Consider the following 25950-nt stretch of genomic DNA (forward strand, 5'->3'; position numbering starts at 1 on the left):
ATTCAAGATAACAAATTACAAAGCAACATTTAAAGTGAGAATAGAAAAACGGAGAAAAACATCTTTTTTGTAGTATATTTGTTGTAAATAAAAAAACAAAGATATTATGAGCAGTTTTAACGAAATTATCAACTCTGAAAATCCCGTATTAGTCGATTTTTTTGCTGAATGGTGCGGACCTTGTAAAATGATGAAACCCATTTTAGAAGAACTGAAAAAATCGGTAGGTGATCAATTTACGATTTTGAAAATAGACATCGACAAAAACAGGGCTCTGGCTATACATTACGGTATACAGTCCGTACCTACTCTTATTATTTTCAAAGAAGGGAAACCCATATGGAGACAATCTGGTGTTATGCAAACACAGGCGTTAAAGGAAATTCTGGGAAAATATAAATAATAAAGAAGAGCTTATTTCTTTTATTACTTGCCTTACTTCTGTTTTTGTTCTACCTTTGCCAACAAATTTACCGGCAAATATGTACTGGAAATTATTCTATACATTCTTTAAAATAGGGGCATTTACCTTTGGTGGTGGATGGGCAATGATCTCCATAATAGAAAAAGAAGTGGTTGATAAGCATAAGTGGCTGAATAAGAACGAATTTCTGGATGCATTAGCCATATCTCAATCTTTACCGGGAATCTTGGCCGTTAATATTTCTATTTTAACCGGAAATAAACTGAAAGGAGTTCGAGGAAGTATTGCTGCGACATTAGGGACTGTACTTCCGTCTTTTATTCTCATTTTACTTATTGCTATATTTTTTGCAAAATCTTATAATAATCCGATAGTAGAACGAATTTTCAAAGGAATACGGCCTGCGGTAGTAGCATTGATAATAGCCCCGGTCTTTACTACCGGAAAATCAGCAAAGATCAATAAATGCAATATATGGATTCCAGCCTCAGTAGCATTATTGATATGGGGTACAGGATTATCTCCGATTTATTTTGTTCTCGCCGGAGGTATAGGAGGTATTCTCTATTACAGATATATAAAATGTCATTTTAAGAATAAAGGAGATAAAAGAGATGGTGTATCTTAATTTGTTATGGGCTTATCTGAAAATCGGACTTTTCGGATTTGGTGGCGGATATGCCATGCTTTCTTTAATACAACACGAAGCTGTCGAAGTAATTCATTATGGTGAATCGTCTCCATGGCTCACTTCTAAAGAATTCACCGATATAGTAGCCATCTCTCAAATGACTCCCGGTCCTATAGGTATCAACAGTGCCACCTATATCGGATATGTAGCAACCGGAGGCAGTATCTTAGGCTCTATATTAGCGACAGTTGCCGTTTGTTTACCATCGTTCATATTAGTGCTACTAATCGGCAAATTCTTATTAAAGCATCAAAATAATGTTTATATAAAAAGCATTTTTGCAGGATTACGGCCAATCGTCGTCGGATTGATAGCTTCAGCAGCTTTAATTCTCATGAATAAAGAAAATTTTCCCGACTATACTCTCAGCATTTTAATTTGTATCGGAGCTTTTTGTCTGGTACATTATACCAAGCTTCATCCTATATGGATTATTGTATTAGCAGGAGTCACCGGATTCCTTGTATATTGATCTACAAGAAGTTTTTTAAATATGACATACGAAGAAACGTTACATTATTTATATAATCAATTACCGGTTTTTCAACAAGTAGGTTCAAGTGCCTATAAGCCGGGATTAGGAAATAGTGAGGCTTTAGATGTATTTTTTGATCATCCTCACCGCAAATACCACACTATACATATCGCCGGAACAAACGGAAAAGGATCTACATCTCACTTATTAGCTGCAATTTTGCAACAAAGCGGATATAAAGTAGGGCTTTACACCTCACCTCACCTCGTCGATTTCCGGGAACGGATTAGAATAAACGGGGAAGTAATTAGCAAAGAAGCTGTTATGGATTTTACTCAAAGATATATTGAACCGACGCGTAATATATATCCCTCCTTTTTCGAGTTAACGATGATGATGGCTTTCGATTATTTCGCTGCATGTAAAGTCGATGTCGCAGTCATTGAGGTAGGGCTAGGAGGCCGATTAGACAGTACAAATATTATCACCCCAGACCTCAGTATTATTACAAATATAAGTTTCGACCATGTACAATTTTTAGGAAATACTTTACCTGAAATCGCCAAAGAAAAAGCCGGAATCATCAAACCTAATATTCCGGTCCTAATAGGAGAAGCCGAAGGAGAAATAAAACAAGTATTTATAGATAAAGCTCGATGTGAAAACTCTCCTATTTATTTTGCTGAAGATATTAAACCTATTATTCATTCAAGACTGGAAGATTCTGGGAAATGGATTTTCGAGAGTAACAAATATCCAAATCTTACAGGCGAACTTGGTGGTTTTTGTCAAGAAAAAAATGCAGCAACAGTTCTTGCTGCAATAGAACTATTACAGCAAATGAATTATGTAATTCCCGATAAAGCCGTATATCAAGGATTCAGGAATGTCACTAAACTTACAGGATTGCAAGGCCGGTGGCAACGTATAAATGATATTCCTAAAGTAATCTGCGATACCGGACATAACATCGGAGGAATACAATATATCGTGCGTCAGCTAAATTCAGAAAAATACAGGACTCTCCGTATTGTAATCGGAATGGTAAATGATAAAGATATAAATGGAGTTCTATCCATATTGCCTCAAGACGCCATCTATTATTTTACACAAGCATCGATACCTCGAGCACTTCCCGCTCAAGAAATGATGCAGAAAGGTTTGGCTCATGGTTTAATAGGCACACACTTCCCCACAGTAAAAGAAGCCTATAAGAAAGCTATTAACGACAGTGATCCGAGTGACTTGATTTTTGTCGGAGGTAGTACATTTATTGTAGCAGACTTGCTAAGTTTTTTAAAACAAAAATGTCTCACAACAAAGATGTGAGACATTTTTATGTCCATAAAATAAATTATTTTATCGCAATTACCTCTATCTCTACTAATGCTCTTTTAGGCAATTCTTTAACAGCCACTGCAGAACGAGCCGGAAAAGCGCCGGAGAATTGGGTTGCATATACAGCATTCATATCAGCAAAAAGAGACATATCGGCAAGAAAAACCGTTGTCTTTACAATATTATCAAACGCATAACCAGCTTCTTCCAATACGGCTTTAATATTAGAAAAAACTTGTGTCGTTTGTTCTTTAATCCCTCCTTCTACAATTTCCGAAGTAGCCGGATTAATAGGTATTTGTCCGGAAGCAAAAAGCATATTTCCAACTTCTATCGCCTGACTATACGGACCTATTGCAGCAGGGGCTGCCTTTGTCGCTATTACTTTTTTCATCTTTATTTATTTTATATTAAACATACAAAGATAATCAATAATACGAAGAAAACCGATTTGAACAAATAATAGAATTATGAATAAATATATACTAAAAAATATGTATCATTCCAAGATTATTCTATACCTGACGAAGAAGACATCAATTATGAAATGAATGTCAATAACAAGCGTTATCAAGCCGTTTTTTATCAAAAACCGACAACTATAGATTCTATAACTACTAAAAAAGAGATAAGAACACTCCTATTATCTAAATATTCAGAAGAACAATTAGCAAATCCGACAGAAGAAATGCAATCGGATATTCTTGAGCTTTCTCTTGAATATATGACAGAAAAACTATCAAAAAAAACGGTTTGGTTTATGATAGACGAAAAATATGGAAAATATCGCATCATAATATTCTATGAAAATTTATACAATAGTGCAACCGGAGAAGATTTATAAAAGTTAAATTATGAAGGACATATTAATATTTACCGCCGGAATAGTTACCGGGGCAGTCTTAATGATTTTTATCTCCTTAGTCTTTGCCAGTAATTTTTCCCATAATGATATGAATCTATTTGAAAATGAAGGAGAATGTATCAGCGAAAACTCTTTTGAAGTTTTCCAAGTATTGGATTCGGGTGACGCTTTAGCAAATGAGATAGAAGAAAAATATTCAACATCATTACACACAGGTTTAGTCGTTTTATTTTTACACGAAAACGGAAAATCTTATTATGACGACCAAATTATTAAAATTCCTTCCGGAAAATGTGTAAAACAAATAGGAGTATATAAGTACCCAACAAAGGATGGATTTGAAAAAACTGTACCTATCGTTGACATCCGAAAAAAATAAACATGTTATGTTTTGGATAAAACGGCCGACACCCGATAGAAGTGCCGGCTGTTTTTGTAAAATTAGGTGTCTATCCTTTTCCGATAATAAGATTATAGTTATTTAACATTTATAGTTATTGTACTAAATCAGATAAGAAAAATGTTTCTTAGATACTGTAAAGACGACACAAAGAAAGGATCTTATTGTACACAATACAAATAGAATATCCGACATACAAAATAAAACTGCTAAATAAAAGGCGATTAGGCTTTTATTTCAAAAATATATCTTCTATATTTGACATACGAATTTCGAAAAAAGGTAAGTTATTCGCTATGAAAACACACGCTTATAACCCACACGTTTCTGTAGATTGTGTCCTTATCGGATTTAACGGAGAATCGTTAAAAGTCTTACTTACGGAACAAAGTGAAACTCCCAATAACAAAAAAGGAAGCGGTATGAAATTACCGGGACGTCCGATATTTGATGATGAAGATTTGGATGAAGCTGCACATAAAGTTCTTTTAGAAATTACCGGAATGAACGATCCGTATCTAAAACAATTTAAAACTTTCGGTGCTCCCGATCGAACCAGTAATCCGGATGATTTATCTTGGCTGGAAGAAACGACTCAAGTAAAAATGGGACGTATCGTGACAATCGGCTATATGTCGGTCATTCGCATCACGAACAAAATGAACATGAATTTTCAAAATCATAAAGTCACTTGGTGTCCCGTTCAAGAATTACCGCGCCTTGCTTTCGACCATAAAAATATTATTGAAGAAGCTATACGAGAAATAAGACGTACATCTAAACTATATCCGGCTATTTTATTCGAATTATTACCGGCCAAATTCACAGCTTTAGAATTACGTCGCCTATATGAAGTGATCTACGATAAGGAAATGGATGTAAGGAATTTTCATAAAAAAATAACTGCAATGCCCTATGTCATAGCATTAGAAGAAAAGCAAACAAATGTCGCACACAGGGCTGCCAGATATTATCGATTCGATAAAAAAACATATAACAAACTATACGGACAATATTAAAATTATCAACTTTAAATCATCATAAAGCCAATGTATTTATTAGGATATGACATAGGAAGCTCTTCTGTAAAAGCATCATTAGTGGATGCTCAAAGCGGATTATGCGTAGCTTCGGATTTTTTCCCGAAACAGGAAATGGAAATTATCGCGGTAAAATCAGGTTGGGCAGAACAAAATCCCGAACAGTGGTGGGAGAACCTGAAGTTAGCTACAGAGTCGGTACTCAAACAATCTAATATCGATGCTTCCGATATAAAAGCAATCGGCATTTCATATCAAATGCACGGTCTTGTCGTCGTAGACAAGAATCAAAAAGTATTGCGTCCGGCAATCATTTGGTGCGACAGTCGTGCAGTACCTTATGGAGAAAAAGCATTTGAAACTCTCGGGAAAGAGTACTGCCTTTCTCATCTATTAAATTCTCCGGGAAATTTTACGGCTTCAAAATTAGCTTGGATCAAAGCAAACGAACCGGAAGTTTTTGAAAAAATAGACAAAATAATGCTGCCGGGAGACTACATCGCCATGAAGTTAACAGGCAATAGTTGCACAACCATATCGGGATTGTCCGAAGGTATTTTCTGGGATTTCAAAAATGAGACCATCTCAAAAGAGCTAATGGAATACTACGGATTTGATCAAAGTTTGATTGCCTCAATCGTCCCGACATTCGGGCTACAAGGTGAGATGAATGCCGAAGCTGCAGCAACATTAGGATTGAAAATCGGTACTCCCGTTACCTACCGTGCCGGAGATCAGCCCAATAATGCACTATCTTTAAATGTTCTAAATCCCGGAGAAATCGCATCTACCGCAGGGACATCCGGTGTCGTCTATGGAATTAACGGTCATGTCAATTATGATCCTTTGTCAAGAGTCAACACTTTTGCTCATGTAAACCATGATAAAGCAAATACTCGACTCGGAGTATTACTTTGTATAAACGGAACCGGTATCCTAAACTCATGGATAAAACGGAATATAGCATCTGCCGACACATCTTATACAGATATGAATAATCTTGCTTCTCAAGTAAAAATAGGAGCTGATGGTGTAAGTATCATACCTTTTGGCAACGGGGCAGAACGCATTTTACAAAATCGAGAAATATCAGCATCCGTACATGGCATAAATTATAACATACATGATAAACGTCACCTGATGCGTGCAGCACAGGAAGGTATAGTGTTTTCATTCAAATACGGAATGGAAATCATGGAAAGTATCGGAATCGATATTCATACAATCAAAGCCGGACATGCCAACATGTTTTTGAGTCCGTTATTTAGAAATACACTTTCCGGAATCACTCAAGCAACAATAGAATTGTATGACACAGACGGTTCGGTAGGAGCAGCCAAAGGCGCAGGAATAGGTGCAGGAATTTATAAAAATGCCGAAGAGGCCTTTGCATCATTAAAGAAAATAGAGGTGATCGAACCAGAAATAAAAAATATCTCCGCTTATCAAGGCGCATATAATTTATGGAAGAAAAGACTTGAAGAGTCTATGAAATAAAAATAATAACCTTTTATAAAACAAAAAACTATGGCAACAAAAGAGTATTTTCCTGGTATCGGAAAAATTAAATTTGAAGGTGTAGAAAGTAAAAATCCGATGGCTTTCCGGTATTATGATGCTGAAAAAGTCGTAATGGGTAAAAAAATGAAAGATTGGTTGAAATTTTCTATGGCTTGGTGGCATACACTATGTGCAGAAGGTGGAGATCAATTCGGAGGAGGAACAAAAAAATTCCCGTGGAACGATTCTGAAAATCCGGTAGAAGCTGCAAAACACAAAATGGATGCAGGATTTGAATTCATGCAAAAAATGGGAATCGAATACTACTGTTTCCACGATGTCGATCTGGTCGCAGAAGCTGAAACTATCGAAGAATATGAAGCAAATTTAAAAGAAATCGTAGCTTATGCTAAAAAGAAACAAGCAGAAACCGGAATTAAACTGCTTTGGGGTACTGCTAACGTATTCGGACACGCACGTTATATGAATGGTGCAGCAACTAATCCTGATTTCGATGTAGTAGCGCGAGCTGCCGTTCAAATCAAAAATGCAATTGATGCTACTATCGAATTAGGCGGAACTAATTATGTATTCTGGGGTGGACGTGAAGGCTATATGTCTCTTTTGAATACCGATCAAAAACGTGAAAAAGAACATTTAGCCCAAATGTTGAAAATGGCTCGGGATTATGCTCGTGCAAAAGGTTTCAAGGGTACGTTCTTGATTGAACCTAAGCCTATGGAACCGACCAAACATCAATACGATGTAGATACGGAAACCGTTATCGGATTCTTAAAAGCTCATGGTTTGGATAAAGATTTTAAAGTAAACATCGAAGTCAATCATGCAACATTGGCAGGGCACACATTCGAACATGAATTATGCGTAGCAGTGGACAACGGTATGTTAGGTTCTATCGATGCTAACCGTGGAGACTATCAAAACGGATGGGATACAGACCAATTTCCTATCGATAATTTCGAATTAACTCAAGCAATGATGCAAATTATCCGTAACGGCGGTTTCGGCAATGGCGGTACTAATTTCGATGCTAAAACTCGTCGTAATTCTACCGATCTTGAAGATATTTTTATTGCACACATTGCAGGTATGGATGTTATGGCCAGAGCATTATTAAGTGCAGCCAAGTTGTTGGAAGAATCTCCTTACAAAAAAATGTTGGCCGACCGTTATGCTTCTTTCGATTCAGGTAAAGGTAAAGAGTTTGAAGAAGGGAAATTGTCTCTGGAAGACATCGTAGCTTACGCTAAAGCTAACGGTGAACCTAAACAAACCAGCGGCAAACAAGAATTATACGAAGCAATCGTAAATATGTATTGCTAATTCTCACATTATTGAAGTAAGTGATAAGGGAATATTCCCTTATCACTTTTGCATAATATCAACTTTAACTTCATTATTATCTTATTTTAAGACACTATGAACAATACAACCACAGAAGGGAGTAAATTTTATTTATACTCCATCACAGCTGTAGCAATCTTGGGCGGTCTGCTATTCGGATACGACACAGCTGTTGTTTCGGGTGCAGAAAAAGGGTTAGAAGCTTTTTTTCTTACTGCCACCGATTTTCAATATGACAAAATATTACATGGTATTACTTCTTCCAGCGCATTATTGGGTTGTGTTATCGGAGGAGCAATTTCCGGCATATCAGCATTGCGTTTAGGTCGCCGTAATTCTTTACGTTTGGCATCCGTACTGCTTTTACTCTCAGCATTAGGTTCTTATTATCCCGAATTTTTATTCTTTAAATATGGAGAAGCGAATCTAAATGTCTTGATAGCATTTAACTTTTATCGTATTTTAGGAGGTGTAGGTGTAGGTCTTGCTTCTGCAATATCTCCTATGTATATCGCAGAAATAGCTCCATCCGAAATACGCGGTACTCTTGTTTCTTGTAATCAATTCGCTATTATTTTCGGTATGTTGGTCGTATATTTTGTAAACTACTTGATTTTAGGCGACCATCAAAATCCCATTATACTGAAAGACGCACAAGGCGTTCTATCGGTAAGCCCAGAATCTGATATGTGGACAGTAAAAGAAGGCTGGCGTTATATGTTCGGATCAGAATCGTTTCCGGCAATACTTTTCGGAATTTTACTATTTTTTGTACCCAAAACTCCTCGATATTTGGTGCTGATAGAACAAGAAGAGAAAGCTTTCTCTATTCTGGAGAAAATCAACGGACAGAAAAAGGCAAAAGAGATACTAAACGATATAAAAAGTACGGTACACGAAAAAACCGAAAAGTTGTTTACTTATGGCGTTCCGGTAATCATTATCGGTATATTATTATCGGTATTCCAACAAGCCATAGGGATTAATGCGGTCTTATATTATGCACCTCGTATGTTTGAAAATGCAGGAGCTGAAGGCGGTGGTATGATGCAAACCGTGATTATGGGTATTGTTAATATCCTTTTCACTCTCGTTGCAATCTTTACAGTTGACAGATTCGGCCGCAAACCGTTATTAATTATCGGATCTATCGGTATGGCTATCGGTGCATTTGCCGTAGCTATATGTGACAATATCGGTCTTAAAGGTATCATTCCCGTTCTTTCCATTATTGTATACGCTGCTTTCTTCATGATGTCTTGGGGTCCTATTTGCTGGGTGTTAATTTCAGAAATATTCCCTAACACGATTCGAGGAAAAGCTGTCGCTATCGCAGTAGCATTCCAATGGGTATTTAACTATATCGTATCTTCTACATTCCCGCCTTTATACGAATTCAGTCCTATGTTCGCTTACAGTTTATATGGCATCATCTGTGTAATCGCAGCGATCTTCGTATGGCGTTTTGTCCCTGAAACTAAAGGCAAATCATTAGAAGACATGAGTAAACTGTGGAAAAAATAATCTCTATACCTCTAATCTTAAAAGCGGCGAGATATCTCGCCGCTTTTTTTATACCCACAGAACCAAAATAAGATCCTAATAGAACATAAAAAAGCATTTTCACATTTGATTTATAAAACAAACGAAAATATATTTGCAACAAAATAAGCTATAAATCTGTATATTACAAATACATTATACAACTTATATTCGATTTTTATGTACATAACCCTTACTATCTTAGTATTATCCGCAATTTTTTTCATGAACGGCAAGATTCGTTCGGATGTGGTAGCACTCTGTGCACTCGTACTTCTTTTAGTTTTTCAAATATTGACTCCGGAAGAAGCATTATCTGGATTTTCCAATTCCATTGTCATTATGATGGTTGGGCTATTTGTTGTCGGAGGTGCTATTTTTCAGACCGGATTAGCCAAAATGATCAGTGCGAAAATATTAAGAATGGCAGGTAAAAGTGAACTGAAACTATTCATCCTTGTTATGCTGGTAACCGCTGCAATCGGAGCATTTGTCAGCAATACAGGAACAGTTGCTCTGATGTTACCTATCGTCGTCAGTTTGGCTTTAAGCGCAAACATGAACGCCAGCCGTCTGCTCATGCCGTTAGCATTCGCAAGCAGTATGGGAGGTATGATGACCTTAATCGGAACTCCGCCTAACCTTGTCATTCAAAATACACTGACAGAAAACGGATATGCCCCCCTTTCTTTTTTCTCTTTCACTCCGGTCGGTATTATTTGTGTCCTGACAGGTATTATAGTACTTATTCCGTTAAGCAAAATATTTCTTTCCCAAAAAGGACAAAATAACAATAATAAAACAAACAGAAACAAATCTTTGAATGAATTGGTTAAAGAATACCAACTTGCAGATAATTTATTCAGAATAAAAGTAAATCCTAAATCTCCTGTCATCGGTAAAAATGTAGTTGAACTGGATATTCGAAAAAAATACGGATTGAACGTTTTGGAAGTACGACGCATCTCTCAGTCTCAATCACGTTTCTTAAAGTCGGTCAATCAAAAACTTGCAACTGACACGACATTACAAAGCGAAGATGTAATTTATGTAATGGGAGATTTCGACCGGATACACCAAATTGCGCAAGAATTAGATCTTTATATCATCGACTCGCATACTACTGAAGAATCTGGGAAGAATAAAGAGAACTCTCTCGATTTTTATGATATCGGTATTGCCGAAATTTTATTGATGCCAAATTCACGCCTCATCAATCAAAGTGTTAAAGATGCCGGGTTCAGAGATAAATACAATCTAAATGTTCTCGGAATACGTCGTAAAAAGGAATATATTTTACATGATATAAAAGATGAAAAAATCCACTCGGGAGACGTATTACTCGTACAAGGGACATGGAACGATATAGCCCGGTTAAGTGAAGATCAATCGGAATGGGTCGTATTAGGTCAACCGCTTACCGAAGCTGCCAAAGTGACCTTAGATTATAAAGCTCCCGTCGCTGCAACAATCATGGTTCTTATGATAGCTGCAATGATGTTCGATTTTATTCCGATCGCACCTGTTACAGCCGTTATGATAGCTGGATTGTTAATGGTTCTTACCGGATGTTTTCGAAATGTAGAATCAGCCTATAAAACTATTAATTGGGAAAGTATCGTACTTATTGCTGCCATGCTTCCCATGTCTTTAGCATTGGAAAAAACAGGCGCATCAAAAGTCATTTCGCACTCGTTGGTTACAGGATTAGGTCAATACGGCCCGGTCATATTGTTAGCAGGAGTTTATTTTACGACATCACTGATGACGATGTTTATCAGCAATACAGCTACAGCAGTATTACTCGCTCCCATCGCAATGCAATCGGCTATAGGAATCGGAGTAAGCCCCTATCCTTTCCTATTTGCTGTAACCGTTGCAGCAAGCATGTGTTTTGCATCTCCGTTCTCCACACCTCCGAACGCATTAGTAATGCCGGCAGGACAATATACATTTATGGATTATGTGAAAGTCGGATTGCCTCTTCAGATTATTATCGGAGTTATCATGATCTTTACCCTGCCTCTTATTTTTCCGTTTTAAATCCATACTTCTAAAGGGGCTGTCTAAAATTTGCACGGATCAAGTTCGAGAGAAATCCACAAGAAGTCAGCCCCTTTCTCGAAAGGAATAAAGGAGTGTATGATCGTATCAATGAGTGCATGCCAATAGATTTGAATATTGTATTGAACGGGTTGCTACAAAAAATCCCCCTTCCCCTTTCAAGAGGAAGGAGAACCGTACCGGTATTGCCAACAATATTATAGGCTCGTTTTTACTCGTCAGATAAGCGAGTTATCATCCTCATAAAACAGGAAAAGCAACTTTTCAATGTATTATCTTGAAAAAGGAGGTTTTCATATCTTTCAGATTACTATTCTTTATGAGTAAGAATAGTTTCGATATTATACCGAGGGCGATCTTTCACTTCGATATAAATTTTTCCGATATACTCTCCTATTATCCCAATGGAAATCAGAACCAAAGCTCCGATAAACCACACAGAAAGCATTAGTGATGCCCATCCTGCAACAATATCTCCTGTTAAATAAGAACATAACGTATATATAAATGCACAAAACGTCATAATCAGGAAAAATACGCCAGCACCGAATATCAAACGCACAGGTTTTACCGAGAATGAGGTTATACCGTCTATCGCAAAATTGAGCATTTTACTCAAGGGATATTTAGATTCTCCGGCAAAACGCTCATGACGGTCATAATATACACATGTCGTATTGTAACCGATCAACGGCACTATACCTCGTAAAAATAAATTACGTTCTCTGAATTTCATAAGTTGTTCCAACGCCCGTTTACTCATCAAACGATAATCGGCATGATTATAAACCGATTTCACTCCTAATCCCGTCATCAACTTATAAAAACAAAGAGCTGTAGTCCGTTTGAAAAAAGTATCTTTCTGTCGAGATTTTCTCACTCCATATACAATGTCGAATCCTTCATCGTATTTCTTTACCATTTCTTCTATAACCGAAACATCATCTTGCAAATCGGCATCTATCGAAATCGCAAGATCACTCATATCTTTAGCGACCGTCAATCCTGCCATCAACGCATTCTGGTGTCCGACATTACCGGCCAAATTAACACCATATATATACTTATTCTCTTTATATAATTTACGGATAAGTTCCCATGTATTATCCCGACTACCGTCATTGACAAACAATATAAAACTGTCGGGAGAAATCATCTCTTTCTTTATCAATCCTTCAAGGACAGAAATAAGACGTCTGGATGTTTCGTTTATTACTTCCGACTCGTTATAACACGGGACAACGATACTTAGTATCATATATTTTCAAAGTTAAAAGACAAATTAATAAATTAACGAAATCAAAGATACATAACATATCGCATTAAAACCAATCAATTTATATAAAATCTCACAGTCAGATTAAGAACCTGCCTAAATTTTTCGACAAAACAATATTCAGGCAAGTTCTTAATCTTAATATCTAAAAAGTAATTTATTTATAATGCTTTCACGCTAAAGACATAGCGTCCTTTTTCTACCATTTTTTTTGCCGTCAGGGAAAGACGGAATATTTTCTCACCCCAAACATTAGATAATCTGGGATCTGTAAGCAAAATTGTCTCTAAAGACGGTGTAAACAAAGACTTATCATAATAGAGCTCTACAATTTGTCCCTCTACCGAAATTTTCACTTTCCCTGCCGTATTCAAATCAATATCTCCCCATAATAAAAAATTTACCTGATTTTCATTTTTCAATTTCTTTAAAATAAAATCATCAGAAATATCCAGACTACTGTCCCGAAGACGATATGTTCTTATCCACTTTTCGACCTCCGCATTATCGGGATAAGCAGCAGCAATATTCATAGACAATTGCTTTTTCTTTTTGTCCAACAAAACATTCGTAGCCTTATATTCAGACCCGAATTTTTGAGGCACTCCGTTGATCATCGGTAAATTATGATAATTGCTTTGCATCGTCCATATCGTATAACGTTCTTTTCCGAAAGTTTGCCGTGTATAAGTACCGACTCCGGCATCTATAATAACCGGAACTGCGTTATAGTATAAAGAAAATGTCCCGACATCATTATGATTATGACTTTCGTTATTATATCCGCCTTTAACAGCTAAGAAAAAACCTTTTTTATTTTTCAAATAACAGAATTGTGTTTCCGGATACCATGTTACCTCCGGAGTCTGGTGTACCGGAGTCGTTTTTTGCATACCTTCGCTATAAAGCAGACATTGCAATGTACGGAATATATCTCTTCCCGACGTTATGACGATTCCACCTTTTTTACGCGACAGCCAAGCTGCATACTTTTGCATTTCATCACTGCCGATTGCTTTTCCATAGCGAAAAATCAAACCGGCATCTCCGCCACCCTTTGCAGAAGCATCGGCAAAATTAACGACCCAGCCGTCACCGACATAAGTCCGAGAAATATATTCCCCCATATTACGGATTAAAGGGTTCGTGAACAAAGACAATTTTCCTCCCGTAGCGTCATACAACAATTGCAGATAATCATACATTTTTCCAGCAGCATGCCCCCAATAGGATGGTCCTTCTTCACACGCTCCGTCAGAATGGACATAATTTATAAATTTATCTACCGAAACCATTGTCCTATATACGGCATCGGCCAATTTGTTTTTATCATTCTCCAATAACAAAAAGCATTGTAATACATTTGCATTACACCAAGGATTCCAATTATTTACCAACTGCCCCTTGTAATCAAATGCCATCCACCAGAAACGATCTTCCTGCATATAAGTATCCATAATTCGTTCTTTTATCTCCTTATAAAGACGTTTTGATATTATAGGATCTACTTTATCGAACTCTTCATGAAAAAAATAATATACCCATGACAAAAGAGCTCCCATATCTCCAGAAACCAAATCGATTATATGTTCCGTATAATCGGGTAAAGACCGTTTAGAGTGCTGAGCAGGAAGATGGGCGGAAAGAGCCCAAGATGTCATTTCACACGAATATACTACACCATTGACTAGCTGATCGATAAAACGGCCTTTTCCTTCAGCTAATTCAGCAATTGCCAGATCTGCAATCGCATTATTATTACTGCTATTAGGGTTTTCCATAATTTTACGATTACCTGTACGTTCATATTCCAAATAATCGGTAGCTTTTATGACTTTCCATTCATAATTCAGTTGCTTTTCACCTCGTCTGATCAGCATCTGTTTATGTTCTTTTGTTAAAGCATCCCATCCTTCACGATCGGTATATTTTGGATAAGATACCCATTTTTGATTGGGAATAAAAATTTCTTTAAGCCGTGTTACATCGGCCTGTTTTTCTAAAAGATTTCTCTCTTCATATCCATATCCGGAATAAGAAAGAATCAAAAAAAGCATAAGGCATGAAAACTGTTTCATAGTTAATCGAAGGTTAAAAATTCGGTTGATACAAATATAAACAAATCAATAAGAGCCTGCCTATATTTTCCCGATAAAAAAATATTATTTTTCTTGAATTTTTACAGGTAAATCATTAAATGACAAATCTTTTAAAAGCACTTTACCTGCTGTATCATACATCTGTTCACGTGCCTTCAACAAAGCAACCCAATGCTTGTTATAAAGAGTATCTCTATTAATTTTAAACTGCTCAGAACCCAGCTCATCTATACGCATTAATAATGTTCCTACCGTCATTCCGGAAATATCGGATGCCGGCTGATATGCCAGCAAACGTTCATCATCAGTTGTCGTTTCCCTGACAATCCCTATCTCAATAAGTAAATATAGAACCTGACTGGTAAGCTTAATCGGAATCTGATAAGCCTTACTTATCTGCTGCATTGTCAGAGGTGTCTCTCCGTTTTCAAAACGTTTTACGATCACCGATGCGATCAGCAATACGACAAAATCTTTATATCGACGACTTATATTCTTTGTATCCTGTTCAAAATCATAACTTTCTATATTTTGAGCTGAAAACGAAAGAACCGCACCGAAAAGACAAATCAGCCATGAAAGTTGCATCCATAATAAAAACAACGGTAAAAATGCAAAACTTCCGTAAATAGCATTATACTTCGACACCCATATTTGCCCGCTGATATACAAAAACTGGAAAATCTGAAAAGCCGTACCGCAAATAATACCAGCAATAAAAGCGTTCCAGAATTTAACTTTTGTATTGGGCACCAAAACATATATTCCTGTAAACAATAAACAGGTCAAGAAATAGGGACTAAACGAAATTAGATTTCTTACCAAAGGACTTATAAAATATAAATACGCATTGCTGTCAATACCCGTAGATATAAACAAAGATATACCACTGGAAGCTATCATCAAGACCGGAAGTAAAACAAACATCGAAGTATAATCGGTAATTTTACGATAAAAAGAACGATTTTTCTTTACCTGCCATATATCATTCAACGTACTTTCTACAGTACCCATCAGGCTTATTACCGTCCAAAGTAAAAAGATAATACCGATTCCGACAAATACTCCGCTTTTAGCCTGCGTCAAATAGGCATCGACGAATGAAAGAGCATGTGCAAGCGCTTCCTTTTGAGCTGGAAAATAATCGAACAATTGACTTTGCACAATATTTTGAAAACCAAAACCTTTAGCTATGGCAAACATTAAGGCTAAAGCCGGAACGACAGCTAATAATGTGCTATAGGTAAGTGCCGATGCTTTTGACTGAAGGTCATCTTCTCGAAACCGACGTACTGAAATAAATATAGTCTTTGCCAGATTGATCAACCTACGACGCAACCCCGAAACATCATTCCCGGTAATACGCCACATATCTTCAAATATAAATTTCGATGCGGTGCGAAAGAATGTTACAATCCGGAGTACTATATTATTTTTCGCCATATTTACAACAATCATTGAATAAAAAATACAGCAGAACGATAAGCCGGGTTCTGTACCTTAAAAAAGGCGTCTGTCATTTATCTTATCTTTATGTCGCCATAAAGCTTTAGCGGTTTACCCCCCGACATTGGACGAGCAGCCCTACTGCGTCGGTATACATAACCTTACAACCCATAAGACGTACGGCTTTTCGTGTCACCACGAAAACCGGTGAGCTCTTGCCTCACCTTTTCACCCTTGCTGCAAGCAGCGGTTATTTTCTGTTACGTTACTCTACTCTCACGAATAGCTTCCCGTTAGGAAATATGGTGCTCTATGTTGCCCGGACTTTCCTCACATGTTTCCATGAGCGACAGACTGTCCTGCTGTATATACTTGCAAAGATAATCGATTACCGGCGGTTATCCAAACTGCTGCCCGACAAAAAGAACAATCTTGTGCGATTATAACATTATTATAGAGATGATTGTTTTCATCTATCAGACTTTATGTCAGTTATATCGGTAACTTTGTCGGTTTTCCAGACAATGGTCAGTTAACCCCTGTTAATCACCTAAGAGAGCTATTAAAAGTTTCTAAAAAGAAACAGAGAGAGAAATAACCGCACGGATATTGTATTAAATTTAACGACTCAAACATTTAAAAACAGAGATTTATTAACAAATGAATAACAGAAACGTCATGGAAAATTTCAGCAAAAAACTTATCAGTTTTGCACTCGTGGCTCTCGTTAGTTCCGGAGTATCCATTGGTGCTTACTCCTTTCTAAACCGCTCGAAATCAATAAGCGATAACGCTATTGAGGAAGCCGGAAGCAAATACGCCAAACCCGTAGCTTTTACTCCGGTTTCAAACCGTCCGGCTATTGAAACCGATTTTACAAAAGCGGCGGCCAGTACAGTAAATGCCGTTGTCAGTATAAAATCTACGACATCTGCCAAACAACAACAGCAAGGAATGATGCAAGATCCTTTCTTTGAATTCTTTTTCGGACAAAGAGGGGGTGGAAATATGAAACCTCAACCTCGTGTAGGAATGGGATCGGGAGTAATCCTCACCCCTGATGGTTATATTGTAACGAACAACCATGTAATTGAAGGCGCGGATATATTAGAGGTAACTTTAAATGATAAAAGATCTTTCAATGCTAAAATCATAGGAACAGACCCAAGTACCGATTTGGCTTTAATCAAAATCGAAGCAAAAGATCTTCCGACATTACCTTTCGGAGATTCGGACAAACTACAAGTCGGAGAATGGGTCCTGGCTGTCGGAAATCCATTCCAGCTCTACTCTACTGTTACAGCCGGTATTGTAAGTGCCAAAGCTCGTAGCTTAGGTATGATCAGTACAGGGAAAACCATGGGTATAGAATCTTTTATACAGACTGATGCAGCAGTAAATCCGGGTAATAGCGGAGGCGCTCTTGTAAATACAAATGGAGAATTAGTCGGTATAAACACAGCTATTTATTCCGAAACAGGAGCTTATTCTGGATATTCTTTTGCTATTCCGACAAGTATAGTAAGCAAAGTAATTACCGACTTGAAACAATATGGAACAGTACAACGTGCCGTGCTTGGAGTTATCATCCGCGATATTAATTCAGATCTCGCAAAAGAAAAAGACATTCAGATACAAGATGGTATTTATATAGAAGAAGTCAGCGACCGTAGTGCCGCCATGGAAGCCGGAATAAAGAAAGGAGACATTATCATTGCAATCAACGATGTACCTGTAAAAACTGCTTCTGCATTACAGGAACAGGTAAACCGTTATCGCCCCGGTGATAAAATAAAAGTAACAATTCACAGAGGAAAAGATACTAAAACGCTTTCGGTTACGTTAAAGAATAATCAAGGCAATACCGAAATTACCAAAACAAAAGGTATCGAGAGTCTTGGAGCAGCTTTCAAAGAGTTGAAAGATAATACTAAACGGGAACTAAATATCAGTTCTGGAGTTCAAGTTGTCGGTATCAAAGCCGGAAAATTCCAAAGAGCCGGTATTCGCGACGGATTTATTATTCTTAATATCAACGGTGTCAACGTAAAATCAGTCGATACGATCGAAAGTATTTTCAATGACATCATGAAAGGAAACAGCAGAGATAAAGTCATGTTCATCACCGGTATATATCCGAATGGGAAAACTGGATATTATGCTGTAGATCTTTCGGAATAAAGCATAGTTCTTAAATCAAATCATAAAAGCACAATTTACTGTAATTAAATTTGCAGAATTGTGCTTTTATCTTGGCAAATGGCAAAGAAGATTAATATCGGAAACAAATTATTTCCACCGTACGTTTTGCGAATAGCCAATATGGAAGAAAAGAGTTAGGACAAAATGGAACAAAGTTCTTTTCTTAACCGTAAGGTTTGAGAATTTGTAAAAAAACATTATATTTGCACTCCAAATTTCTAATCTGCAGGATGAGACAATTAAAGATCACAAAATCAATTACCAACAGGGAGAGCGCTTCGCTTGACAAGTACCTTCAGGAAATCGGACGAGAAGACCTGATTACTGTCGAAGAAGAAGTTGAACTTGCCCAGCGCATAAAAAAAGGAGATCGGGTTGCTTTAGAAAAACTAACCCGCGCCAATCTGCGTTTTGTCGTTTCTGTCGCCAAGCAATATCAAAACCAAGGATTAAGTCTTCCCGACCTGATCAACGAAGGAAATTTGGGTTTGATAAAGGCCGCTGAAAAATTTGACGAAACCAGAGGTTTTAAATTTATCTCTTATGCTGTGTGGTGGATACGTCAATCGATTCTTCAGGCTTTAGCAGAACAATCTCGTATCGTACGTCTTCCTCTCAATCAAGTAGGATCGCTGAATAAAATCAGCAAAGCCTTTTCTAAATTTGAACAGGAAAACGAACGTCGTCCTTCTCCGGAAGAATTAGCAGATGAATTGGATATCCCCGTAGACAAAATTTCGGATACAATGAAAGTTTCCGGACGTCACATTTCTGTTGACGCCCCATTTGTCGAAGGAGAAGACAACAGTCTGTTAGACGTGCTTATCAACGATGATTCGCCTATTGCCGACCGGTCATTGATCAATGAGTCCCTCGCTAAAGAAATAGATCGAGCATTAGCTACATTAACCGAAAGAGAAAGTGATATTATCAAAATGTTTTTCGGTATCGGATGTCAAGAAATGACATTGGAAGAAATCGGCGACAAATTCGGCCTCACCAGAGAGCGCGTACGCCAGATCAAAGAAAAAGCCATAAGAAGATTGAGACAAAGTTCTCGTAGCAAACTGCTTAAAACCTACTTAGGATAAGACAAGAAAGAGTGATCCTAAAAAACAAAGAGTGCATTCGGACAATTAACTCCGAATCACTCTTTTTCGTTTGATCTAAAAACCAATACCATGTCTAAAAAAAATTATTTGCTATTCATTCTCACTATTACCGCAATTTTATATTCCTCAGTCACCAACGCTCAAGAAGTAAAAGAGAGGGCGATGGTTGTCTATTCTAAAAAAACAAAAGAACACTCTAAAGCAAAAACATTCGCAGCATTTACCGATTTCGGAACTTCCCTCTTCATGAGACAAGATCCGGCATATCCCGATTTATCCGAGTGTAATGCCAGCTTAGATTTAGATATATCATACGGTTATTTTATCAATAGCTATTTCTACATAGGACCAGGCGCAGGAATACGAGCTTACTTCAGAGAAAATTTTACAATGTTCCCCATATTCGGAGAATTAAGAGGATGTTGGAAACGGACATTTATATATGGCAAAGGAGGATTCAGTTTATCTACTTCAGGGAACAATGACAGAGGAGGAGCATATGCCTCGATCGGTTTAGGAGTAAATTTCATATCTAAAACAAAATACAAGCTGTTTCTCAGCATGGGCTATGAATTTCAAGATCACAGACGTAAAGATACCTGCGTATTACGGAAAGAAATATTAACCGGAAAGAATGGCTTAGCCATTCGCATTGGCACACAATTCTAAAAAAATAAAGCAGCAATTAATTACAAATCAAAAGAATCACATCTTTACAAATTATATTCTATAAGATTTATATAGAAAAAAAATTCATTTTGTTTTGAATATTAAAAAAGCATTTCTATATTTGCAACCGAAAACGAAGGTATAAATATTTTTCAAATAAACATAAAACTTAATATGAAGCCGTTTGCAATTCTACTACTAGGTTTACAGATTATTATTCTATTGAGAACAATTAATAGGAAGTGAGCCAGTGTACAATAATATAAAGAGATAAATATAAAACCTTTCTCACTTCCGGTGTTGAAAGGTTTTTTTATATAGAAAAATAAAGATAAGAAATAAAATTATGTCTGACAGATTATTCATTTTTGACACTACATTGCGAGACGGAGAACAAGTTCCCGGCTGCCAATTGAATACCGTAGAAAAAATTCAGGTAGCTAAAGCTCTCGAAGGGCTAGGTGTTGATGTTATCGAAGCCGGGTTTCCGGTATCCAGTCCGGGAGATTTCAACTCGGTAGTAGAAATCTCTAAAGCAGTAACGTGGCCTACCATTTGTGCTCTGACACGAGCAGTAGAAAATGATATAAAAGTGGCCGCAGAAGCATTAAAATATGCCAAACACGGACGAATACATACCGGAATAGGTACATCTGATTATCATATCAAATACAAATTCAATTCCACTCGGGAAGAAATCATCGAACGTGCTGTATCGGCGGTCAAATATGCAAAAAAATTTGTAGAAGATGTCCAATTCTACGCAGAAGATGCCGGACGCACAGACAATGAATATTTAGCCCGAGTCATAGAAGCTGTAATAAAAGCCGGCGCTACGGTAGTAAATATACCGGATACTACAGGATATTGCCTTCCGGATGAATTCGGGCGCAAAATACGTTTCTTAAAAGAAAATGTAGAAGGAATCGATAAAGTAACCATAGCTACCCACTGTCATAATGATCTGGGAATGGCCACGGCAAATACAATTTCAGGAATACTGAATGGGGCAAGACAAGCTGAAGTTACTATAAATGGTATCGGAGAGCGTGCCGGAAATACATCTTTAGAAGAAGTTGCCATGATTTTTAAGAGCCATCACGATCTCAATATAGAAACTAATATCAATACACAAAAAATATATGGCATAAGTCGTATGGTTTCTAGTTTGATGAATATGCCGGTGCAACCGAACAAAGCTATTGTAGGACGCAACGCATTTGCCCACTCTTCGGGAATACATCAAGATGGAGTCTTGAAAAACCGCGAAAGTTATGAAATCATCGATCCTAAAGATGTCGGAATAGACGAAAATTCAATCGTATTGACTGCCCGTAGCGGACGAGCAGCATTAAAACATCGCCTTCACATTCTCGGAGTCGAACTCGACAAAGAAAAGCTAGACAAGGCATATAGCGATTTTCTGAAACTTGCCGATCGCAAAAAAGACATAAATGATGATGACATATTGATGCTTGTAGGAAAAGACCGCTCGGCAAATGCCCGCATCGCAATCGACTATTTGCAGGTAACTTCCGGTATCGGCATGCGCCCCGTCGCCAGTATCGGCTTAAATATCGCCGGAGAGAAATTCGAAGCGGCAGCTTCCGGTAATGGACCCGTAGATGCAGCAATAAATGCGGTAAAACAAATAATTCACCGTAAAATGACCGTACAAGAATTCTTAATTCAAGCTATCACAAAGGGAAGTGACGATGTCGGAAAAGTGCATATAACAGTTTCTTATGAAGGAGTACACTATTATGGTTTCTCAGCCAATACAGATATTGTAGCAGCATCTGTCGAGGCATTTATCGACGCTATTAATAAATTTATCGTTTAATAAACAACATCATTTATCATGTCTAAAAAAACATTATTCGACAAAATTTGGGATGCACATGTAGTTTCTACTATACAAGGCGGACCCACACAATTATACATCGACAGACATTATTGTCATGAGGTGACCAGCCCTCAAGCATTTAACGGTTTGCGAGAACGTGGATTGAAAGTATTCCGTCCCGACCGTACGACTTGTTCACCTGATCACAATATACCGACATTGAACCAAGACAAACCGATTGCAGACCCCATATCCCGAAACCAAGTAGAAGCATTAAGTAGAAACGCTAAGGAATTCGGTATTACTCTATACGGACTCGGACACGAAAAGAATGGAATTATTCATGTTATAGGACCGGAAAACGGACTGACACAACCGGGAATGACCATTGTCTGCGGGGACAGCCACACATCTACTCACGGAGCTTTCGGAGCTATTGCATTCGGAATCGGGACAAGCGAAGTCGAGATGGTTCTGGCCACACAATGTATTTTGCAGCCTAAACCCAAAAGAATGAGAATCACTATTAACGGAAAACTTGGAAAAGGGGTTACGGCAAAGGATATAGCTCTATATGTAATTTCCCGAATGACTACAGGCGGCGCAACCGGTTATTTTGTAGAATTTGCCGGAGAGGCGATTCGCTCACTGAGTATGGAAGGGCGCATGACAGTATGTAACCTAAGTATTGAAATGGGTGCAAGAGGCGGAATGATCGCCCCAGATGAAACGACATTCGCTTATGTCAAAGATAAAGAATTTGCCCCTAAAGGAGAAGAGTGGGAAAAAGCGCTGAAACAGTGGAAAGAATTGTATAGTGATGCCGATGCTGTATTTGATAAAGAGGTATTCTTCGACGCTTCGGATATTGCACCTCGTATTACTTACGGGACAAATCCCGGAATGGGAATGGGAATACACGACACGATTCCGGCATTAGAACAGATTGATGAAGCCGGTAAAATATCTTTTATCAAGTCCTTAAATTACATGGGATTCAAACCCGGTGAAAAATTAGAAGGGAAAACGATCGATTATGTATTTCTCGGTAGTTGTACAAACGGACGTATCGAAGATTTCCGAACCTTTGCCGAATTTGTAAAAGGACATAAAAAGGCTGATCATGTAGTCGCATGGTTAGTACCCGGTTCTTGGGCGGTAGAAAAACAAATCAGGAAAGAAGGATTGGATAAAATCTTAACAGAAGCGGGATTTGAACTTCGTCAGCCCGGATGCTCTGCTTGTCTCGCAATGAATGACGATAAAGTTCCTTCCGGAAAATATGCCGTATCCACATCTAACCGAAATTTCGAAGGGAGACAAGGTCCAGGTTCACGAACGATTTTGGCAGGACCTCTTGTCGCTGCTGCCGCTGCCATTACAGGGAAAATTACCGATCCCCGAAATTTTATGCAATAATTATTATATAATCTTTTAGAAATAAAAAATATGACCGATAAATTTAAAACTCTGACCTCTACCTGTATCCCACTTCCTATGGAAAATGTCGATACAGACCAGATTATACCTGCCCGTTTTTTAAAAGCAACTACCCGAGAGGGTTTCGGCGATAACCTATTCAGAGACTGGCGCTACGATAAAGAAGGAAATCCTATTCCCGGATTTGTATTAAACGATCCCACTTACTCAGGCACTGTTTTGGTTGCGGGAAAAAATTTCGGAAGCGGATCGAGTCGAGAACATGCCGCATGGGCTGTTGCCGGATATGGATTCAAAGTTGTCGTTTCAAGTTTTTTTGCCGATATTTTTAAAAACAATGCATTAAACAACTGTGTTCTTCCGGTCGTGGTTTCTGAGAATTTTCTATCAGATCTGTTCGGAGCAATCGCCTCCGACCCGAAAACCACAGTCACAGTAGATCTGGAAAATCAGTTAATTACGAACAACTACAATGGCTCTCAAGAATCATTCGAAATAAATCCTTATAAAAAAGATTGCCTGCTTAACGGATATGATGATATAGACTATTTATTAAGCAGAAAGGATAGAATAGAAGCGTGGGAAAAGTCTCAAAACAGATAAATATGCGGCAAATAGAAATACTTGATACGACTCTGCGCGACGGAGAACAAACATCGGGAGTCTCATTCGCAGCTCAGGAAAAGCTCAGTATTGCAAGACTTTTGTTAGAAGAATTACGTGTAGATCGCATTGAAATTGCATCGGCAAGAGTCTCTGAAGGAGAATTCGAAGCTGTAAAAAGAGTGTGTGAATGGGCAGGGAAACGCGGTCACTTGAATAAAGTCGAAATTCTCGGATTTCTGGATAACGGTATTTCTATAAAATGGATTAAGAAGGCCGGAGGAAAAGTTGCGAATTTGCTATGTAAAGGCTCTCTGAAACATTGCACACAACAATTACGGAAATCTCCGGAAGAACATATAGAAGCAATCCGAAAGGAAATCTCTTTCGCAAAAACGAACGGACTTCAAGTAAATATATATCTGGAAGATTGGTCGAATGGTATGTTACATTCTCCCGAATACGTTTTTCAACTTGTAAATGCTCTAAAAAACGAACCTATCGAACGTATCATGCTTCCCGATACTTTAGGGATACTAAACCCTTACTCTTCATACGATTATTGTAAATCAATGATAAATCGTTATCCGGAGATTCGATTCGATTTTCATGCTCACAACGATTACGACCTCGCTGTGGCAAATGTCTATTCTGCAGCAAAGGCCGGAATACAGGGGATTCATTGTACTATAAACGGATTAGGAGAACGTGCCGGCAATGCTCCTTTATCGAGTATATTAGCGGTACTGCACGATCAACTACAAACAAAAACGAATATCGACGAACGTAAAGTAAATCAGGTAAGTCGAGTAGTAGAATCTTACTCCGGCGTACGAATTCCGTCCAACAAACCTGTTATCGGGGAACATGTTTTCACTCAATGTGCTGGAGTGCATGCTGACGGAGACAGTAAAAACAACCTCTACTTTAACGACTTGCTCCCCGAACGTTTCGGACGTACACGAGAATATGCACTTGGAAAAACTTCCGGCAAAGCCAATATCAAAAAAAATCTGGAAGCTCTGGGGATCGAGTTAGATGAAACTTCAATGAAAAAAGTTACAGAACGGATCATTGCTTTAGGTGATAAAAAAGAACAAGTAACTCAAGATGATCTTCCGTATATTATTTCAGATGTTCTGAATCACGACTCAGAAGACCAAAAGATACATTTGCTCAACTATTCACTTTCACTCGCCCAAGGCTTGCATCCGGTCGCAGTCATAAAAATAGAGATTCATGGTGAACAATATGAAGAAACGGCAACAGGAGACGGACAATATGATGCTTTCGTCAAAGCTTTGCGAAAAATATACAAATATCAACTAAAAAAGACATTCCCGATACTCATCAACTATACAGTCGATATTCCACCGGGAGGCCGTACAGATGCATTTGTTCAGACAGTTATTACATGGAATTTCAAAGGCCATACGTTCAAAACCAGAGGCCTTGATGCAGACCAGACAGAAGCAGCCATACAGGCTACTATTAAAATGTTGAACCAAATAGAAAAAATTCAAGATAATATATCAGAAACCGTATAAACAAAA

At 37.8% G+C, this 25950-nt stretch carries 22 protein-coding genes and 1 other RNA gene; 18 read left to right on the forward strand and 5 right to left on the reverse strand.

Features of this window, described 5'->3' with window-relative positions; translation table 11 throughout:
• The first annotated feature begins 106 nt into the window (after positions 1 to 106).
• The 4 genes from trxA (at position 107) to QUE35_RS03720 (ending at position 2919) form a co-directional block, all read left to right on the forward strand.
• Positions 107 to 403, forward strand: a complete 297-nt coding sequence (gene trxA, locus QUE35_RS03705; protein WP_022600977.1) for a thioredoxin — start codon at positions 107 to 109, stop codon at positions 401 to 403.
• Between the two features lie 79 nt (positions 404 to 482).
• Positions 483 to 1052, forward strand: coding sequence for a chromate transporter (locus QUE35_RS03710; protein ID WP_009319339.1), 570 nt, complete (start codon positions 483 to 485; stop codon positions 1050 to 1052).
• The gene (locus QUE35_RS03715; RefSeq protein ID WP_009319338.1) at positions 1039 to 1587 is read left to right on the forward strand and encodes a chromate transporter; all 549 of its coding nucleotides are present in this window, start codon (positions 1039 to 1041) and stop codon (positions 1585 to 1587) included. The genes QUE35_RS03710 and QUE35_RS03715 overlap by 14 nt, the downstream gene beginning before the upstream one ends.
• Positions 1588 to 1608: 21 nt before the next feature.
• Positions 1609 to 2919, forward strand: a complete 1311-nt coding sequence (locus QUE35_RS03720) for a bifunctional folylpolyglutamate synthase/dihydrofolate synthase (protein ID WP_022600974.1) — start codon at positions 1609 to 1611, stop codon at positions 2917 to 2919.
• A gap of 25 nt (positions 2920 to 2944) precedes the next feature.
• Here the strand turns inward: QUE35_RS03720 and QUE35_RS03725 are convergent, their stop codons facing one another.
• Positions 2945 to 3322 carry a RidA family protein gene (locus tag QUE35_RS03725; RefSeq protein ID WP_009319336.1) on the reverse strand — a complete coding sequence of 126 codons (378 nt, stop codon included), beginning with the start codon at positions 3320 to 3322 and terminating at the stop codon, positions 2945 to 2947.
• A gap of 153 nt (positions 3323 to 3475) precedes the next feature.
• Here QUE35_RS03725 and QUE35_RS03730 point away from each other — a divergent pair, with 153 nt between their 5' ends.
• The 7 genes from QUE35_RS03730 to QUE35_RS03760 all read left to right on the forward strand — a co-directional run bounded on the left by QUE35_RS03730 (position 3476) and on the right by QUE35_RS03760 (position 11683).
• Complete coding sequence (locus tag QUE35_RS03730) at positions 3476 to 3772, forward strand: hypothetical protein (protein ID WP_022600972.1); 297 nt, start codon at positions 3476 to 3478, stop codon at positions 3770 to 3772.
• A gap of 10 nt (positions 3773 to 3782) precedes the next feature.
• Positions 3783 to 4172, forward strand: a complete 390-nt coding sequence (locus QUE35_RS03735) for a hypothetical protein (RefSeq protein ID WP_022600971.1) — start codon at positions 3783 to 3785, stop codon at positions 4170 to 4172.
• A gap of 317 nt (positions 4173 to 4489) precedes the next feature.
• A complete protein-coding gene (locus QUE35_RS03740; protein ID WP_009319333.1) occupies positions 4490 to 5212 on the forward strand; it encodes an NUDIX hydrolase in 723 nt (240 codons plus the stop codon).
• A 30-nt stretch (positions 5213 to 5242) separates the two neighbouring features.
• A complete protein-coding gene (locus QUE35_RS03745; RefSeq protein ID WP_009319332.1) occupies positions 5243 to 6730 on the forward strand; it encodes a xylulokinase in 1488 nt (495 codons plus the stop codon).
• Between the two features lie 30 nt (positions 6731 to 6760).
• On the forward strand, positions 6761 to 8077 hold the full coding sequence (xylA, locus tag QUE35_RS03750; protein ID WP_022600970.1) for a xylose isomerase: 1317 nt from the start codon (positions 6761 to 6763) through the stop codon (positions 8075 to 8077).
• Positions 8078 to 8173: 96 nt separating this feature from the next.
• Positions 8174 to 9622: a D-xylose transporter XylE gene (xylE, locus tag QUE35_RS03755; RefSeq protein ID WP_022389540.1), complete on the forward strand. Its 1449-nt coding sequence runs from the start codon at positions 8174 to 8176 to the stop codon at positions 9620 to 9622.
• Between the two features lie 198 nt (positions 9623 to 9820).
• Positions 9821 to 11683 carry an SLC13 family permease gene (locus QUE35_RS03760; protein WP_031258493.1) on the forward strand — a complete coding sequence of 621 codons (1863 nt, stop codon included), beginning with the start codon at positions 9821 to 9823 and terminating at the stop codon, positions 11681 to 11683.
• Positions 11684 to 12014: 331 nt separating this feature from the next.
• Here the strand turns inward: QUE35_RS03760 and QUE35_RS03765 are convergent, their stop codons facing one another.
• The 4 genes from QUE35_RS03765 to rnpB all read right to left on the reverse strand — a co-directional run bounded on the left by QUE35_RS03765 (position 12015) and on the right by rnpB (position 16891).
• Positions 12015 to 12962, reverse strand: a complete 948-nt coding sequence (locus QUE35_RS03765) for a glycosyltransferase family 2 protein (protein ID WP_009319328.1) — start codon at positions 12960 to 12962, stop codon at positions 12015 to 12017.
• 179 nt (positions 12963 to 13141) lie between these two features.
• Positions 13142 to 15058 carry a heparinase II/III domain-containing protein gene (locus tag QUE35_RS03770; RefSeq protein WP_022600968.1) on the reverse strand — a complete coding sequence of 639 codons (1917 nt, stop codon included), beginning with the start codon at positions 15056 to 15058 and terminating at the stop codon, positions 13142 to 13144.
• 84 nt (positions 15059 to 15142) lie between these two features.
• Positions 15143 to 16522, reverse strand: coding sequence for a YihY/virulence factor BrkB family protein (locus QUE35_RS03775; protein ID WP_044261600.1), 1380 nt, complete (start codon positions 16520 to 16522; stop codon positions 15143 to 15145).
• A 23-nt stretch (positions 16523 to 16545) separates the two neighbouring features.
• Positions 16546 to 16891, reverse strand: an RNA gene (gene rnpB / locus QUE35_RS03780) — RNase P RNA component class A.
• A gap of 312 nt (positions 16892 to 17203) precedes the next feature.
• On the opposite strand from rnpB, the gene QUE35_RS03785 reads away from it, so the two are divergent.
• The 7 genes from QUE35_RS03785 to QUE35_RS03815 all read left to right on the forward strand — a co-directional run bounded on the left by QUE35_RS03785 (position 17204) and on the right by QUE35_RS03815 (position 25944).
• A complete protein-coding gene (locus QUE35_RS03785; protein WP_009319325.1) occupies positions 17204 to 18706 on the forward strand; it encodes a Do family serine endopeptidase in 1503 nt (500 codons plus the stop codon).
• A gap of 251 nt (positions 18707 to 18957) precedes the next feature.
• The gene (locus QUE35_RS03790; protein WP_009319324.1) at positions 18958 to 19818 is read left to right on the forward strand and encodes a sigma-70 family RNA polymerase sigma factor; all 861 of its coding nucleotides are present in this window, start codon (positions 18958 to 18960) and stop codon (positions 19816 to 19818) included.
• 90 nt (positions 19819 to 19908) lie between these two features.
• Positions 19909 to 20508 carry a hypothetical protein gene (locus QUE35_RS03795; RefSeq protein ID WP_022600966.1) on the forward strand — a complete coding sequence of 200 codons (600 nt, stop codon included), beginning with the start codon at positions 19909 to 19911 and terminating at the stop codon, positions 20506 to 20508.
• A 346-nt stretch (positions 20509 to 20854) separates the two neighbouring features.
• Complete coding sequence (locus QUE35_RS03800; protein ID WP_022389702.1) at positions 20855 to 22351, forward strand: 2-isopropylmalate synthase; 1497 nt, start codon at positions 20855 to 20857, stop codon at positions 22349 to 22351.
• 18 nt (positions 22352 to 22369) lie between these two features.
• Complete coding sequence (leuC, locus tag QUE35_RS03805) at positions 22370 to 23773, forward strand: 3-isopropylmalate dehydratase large subunit (protein ID WP_022389701.1); 1404 nt, start codon at positions 22370 to 22372, stop codon at positions 23771 to 23773.
• Between the two features lie 30 nt (positions 23774 to 23803).
• On the forward strand, positions 23804 to 24397 hold the full coding sequence (gene leuD / locus QUE35_RS03810; RefSeq protein WP_022600965.1) for a 3-isopropylmalate dehydratase small subunit: 594 nt from the start codon (positions 23804 to 23806) through the stop codon (positions 24395 to 24397).
• Between the two features lie 2 nt (positions 24398 to 24399).
• Entirely contained in the window at positions 24400 to 25944 is a 1545-nt protein-coding gene (locus tag QUE35_RS03815) for a hydroxymethylglutaryl-CoA lyase-like TIM-barrel protein (RefSeq protein WP_022389699.1), read from the forward strand.
• Positions 25945 to 25950: the final 6 nt, after the last annotated feature.

Source organism: Coprobacter fastidiosus (genome assembly GCF_030296935.1).
GTDB classification, from domain to species: domain Bacteria; phylum Bacteroidota; class Bacteroidia; order Bacteroidales; family Coprobacteraceae; genus Coprobacter; species Coprobacter fastidiosus.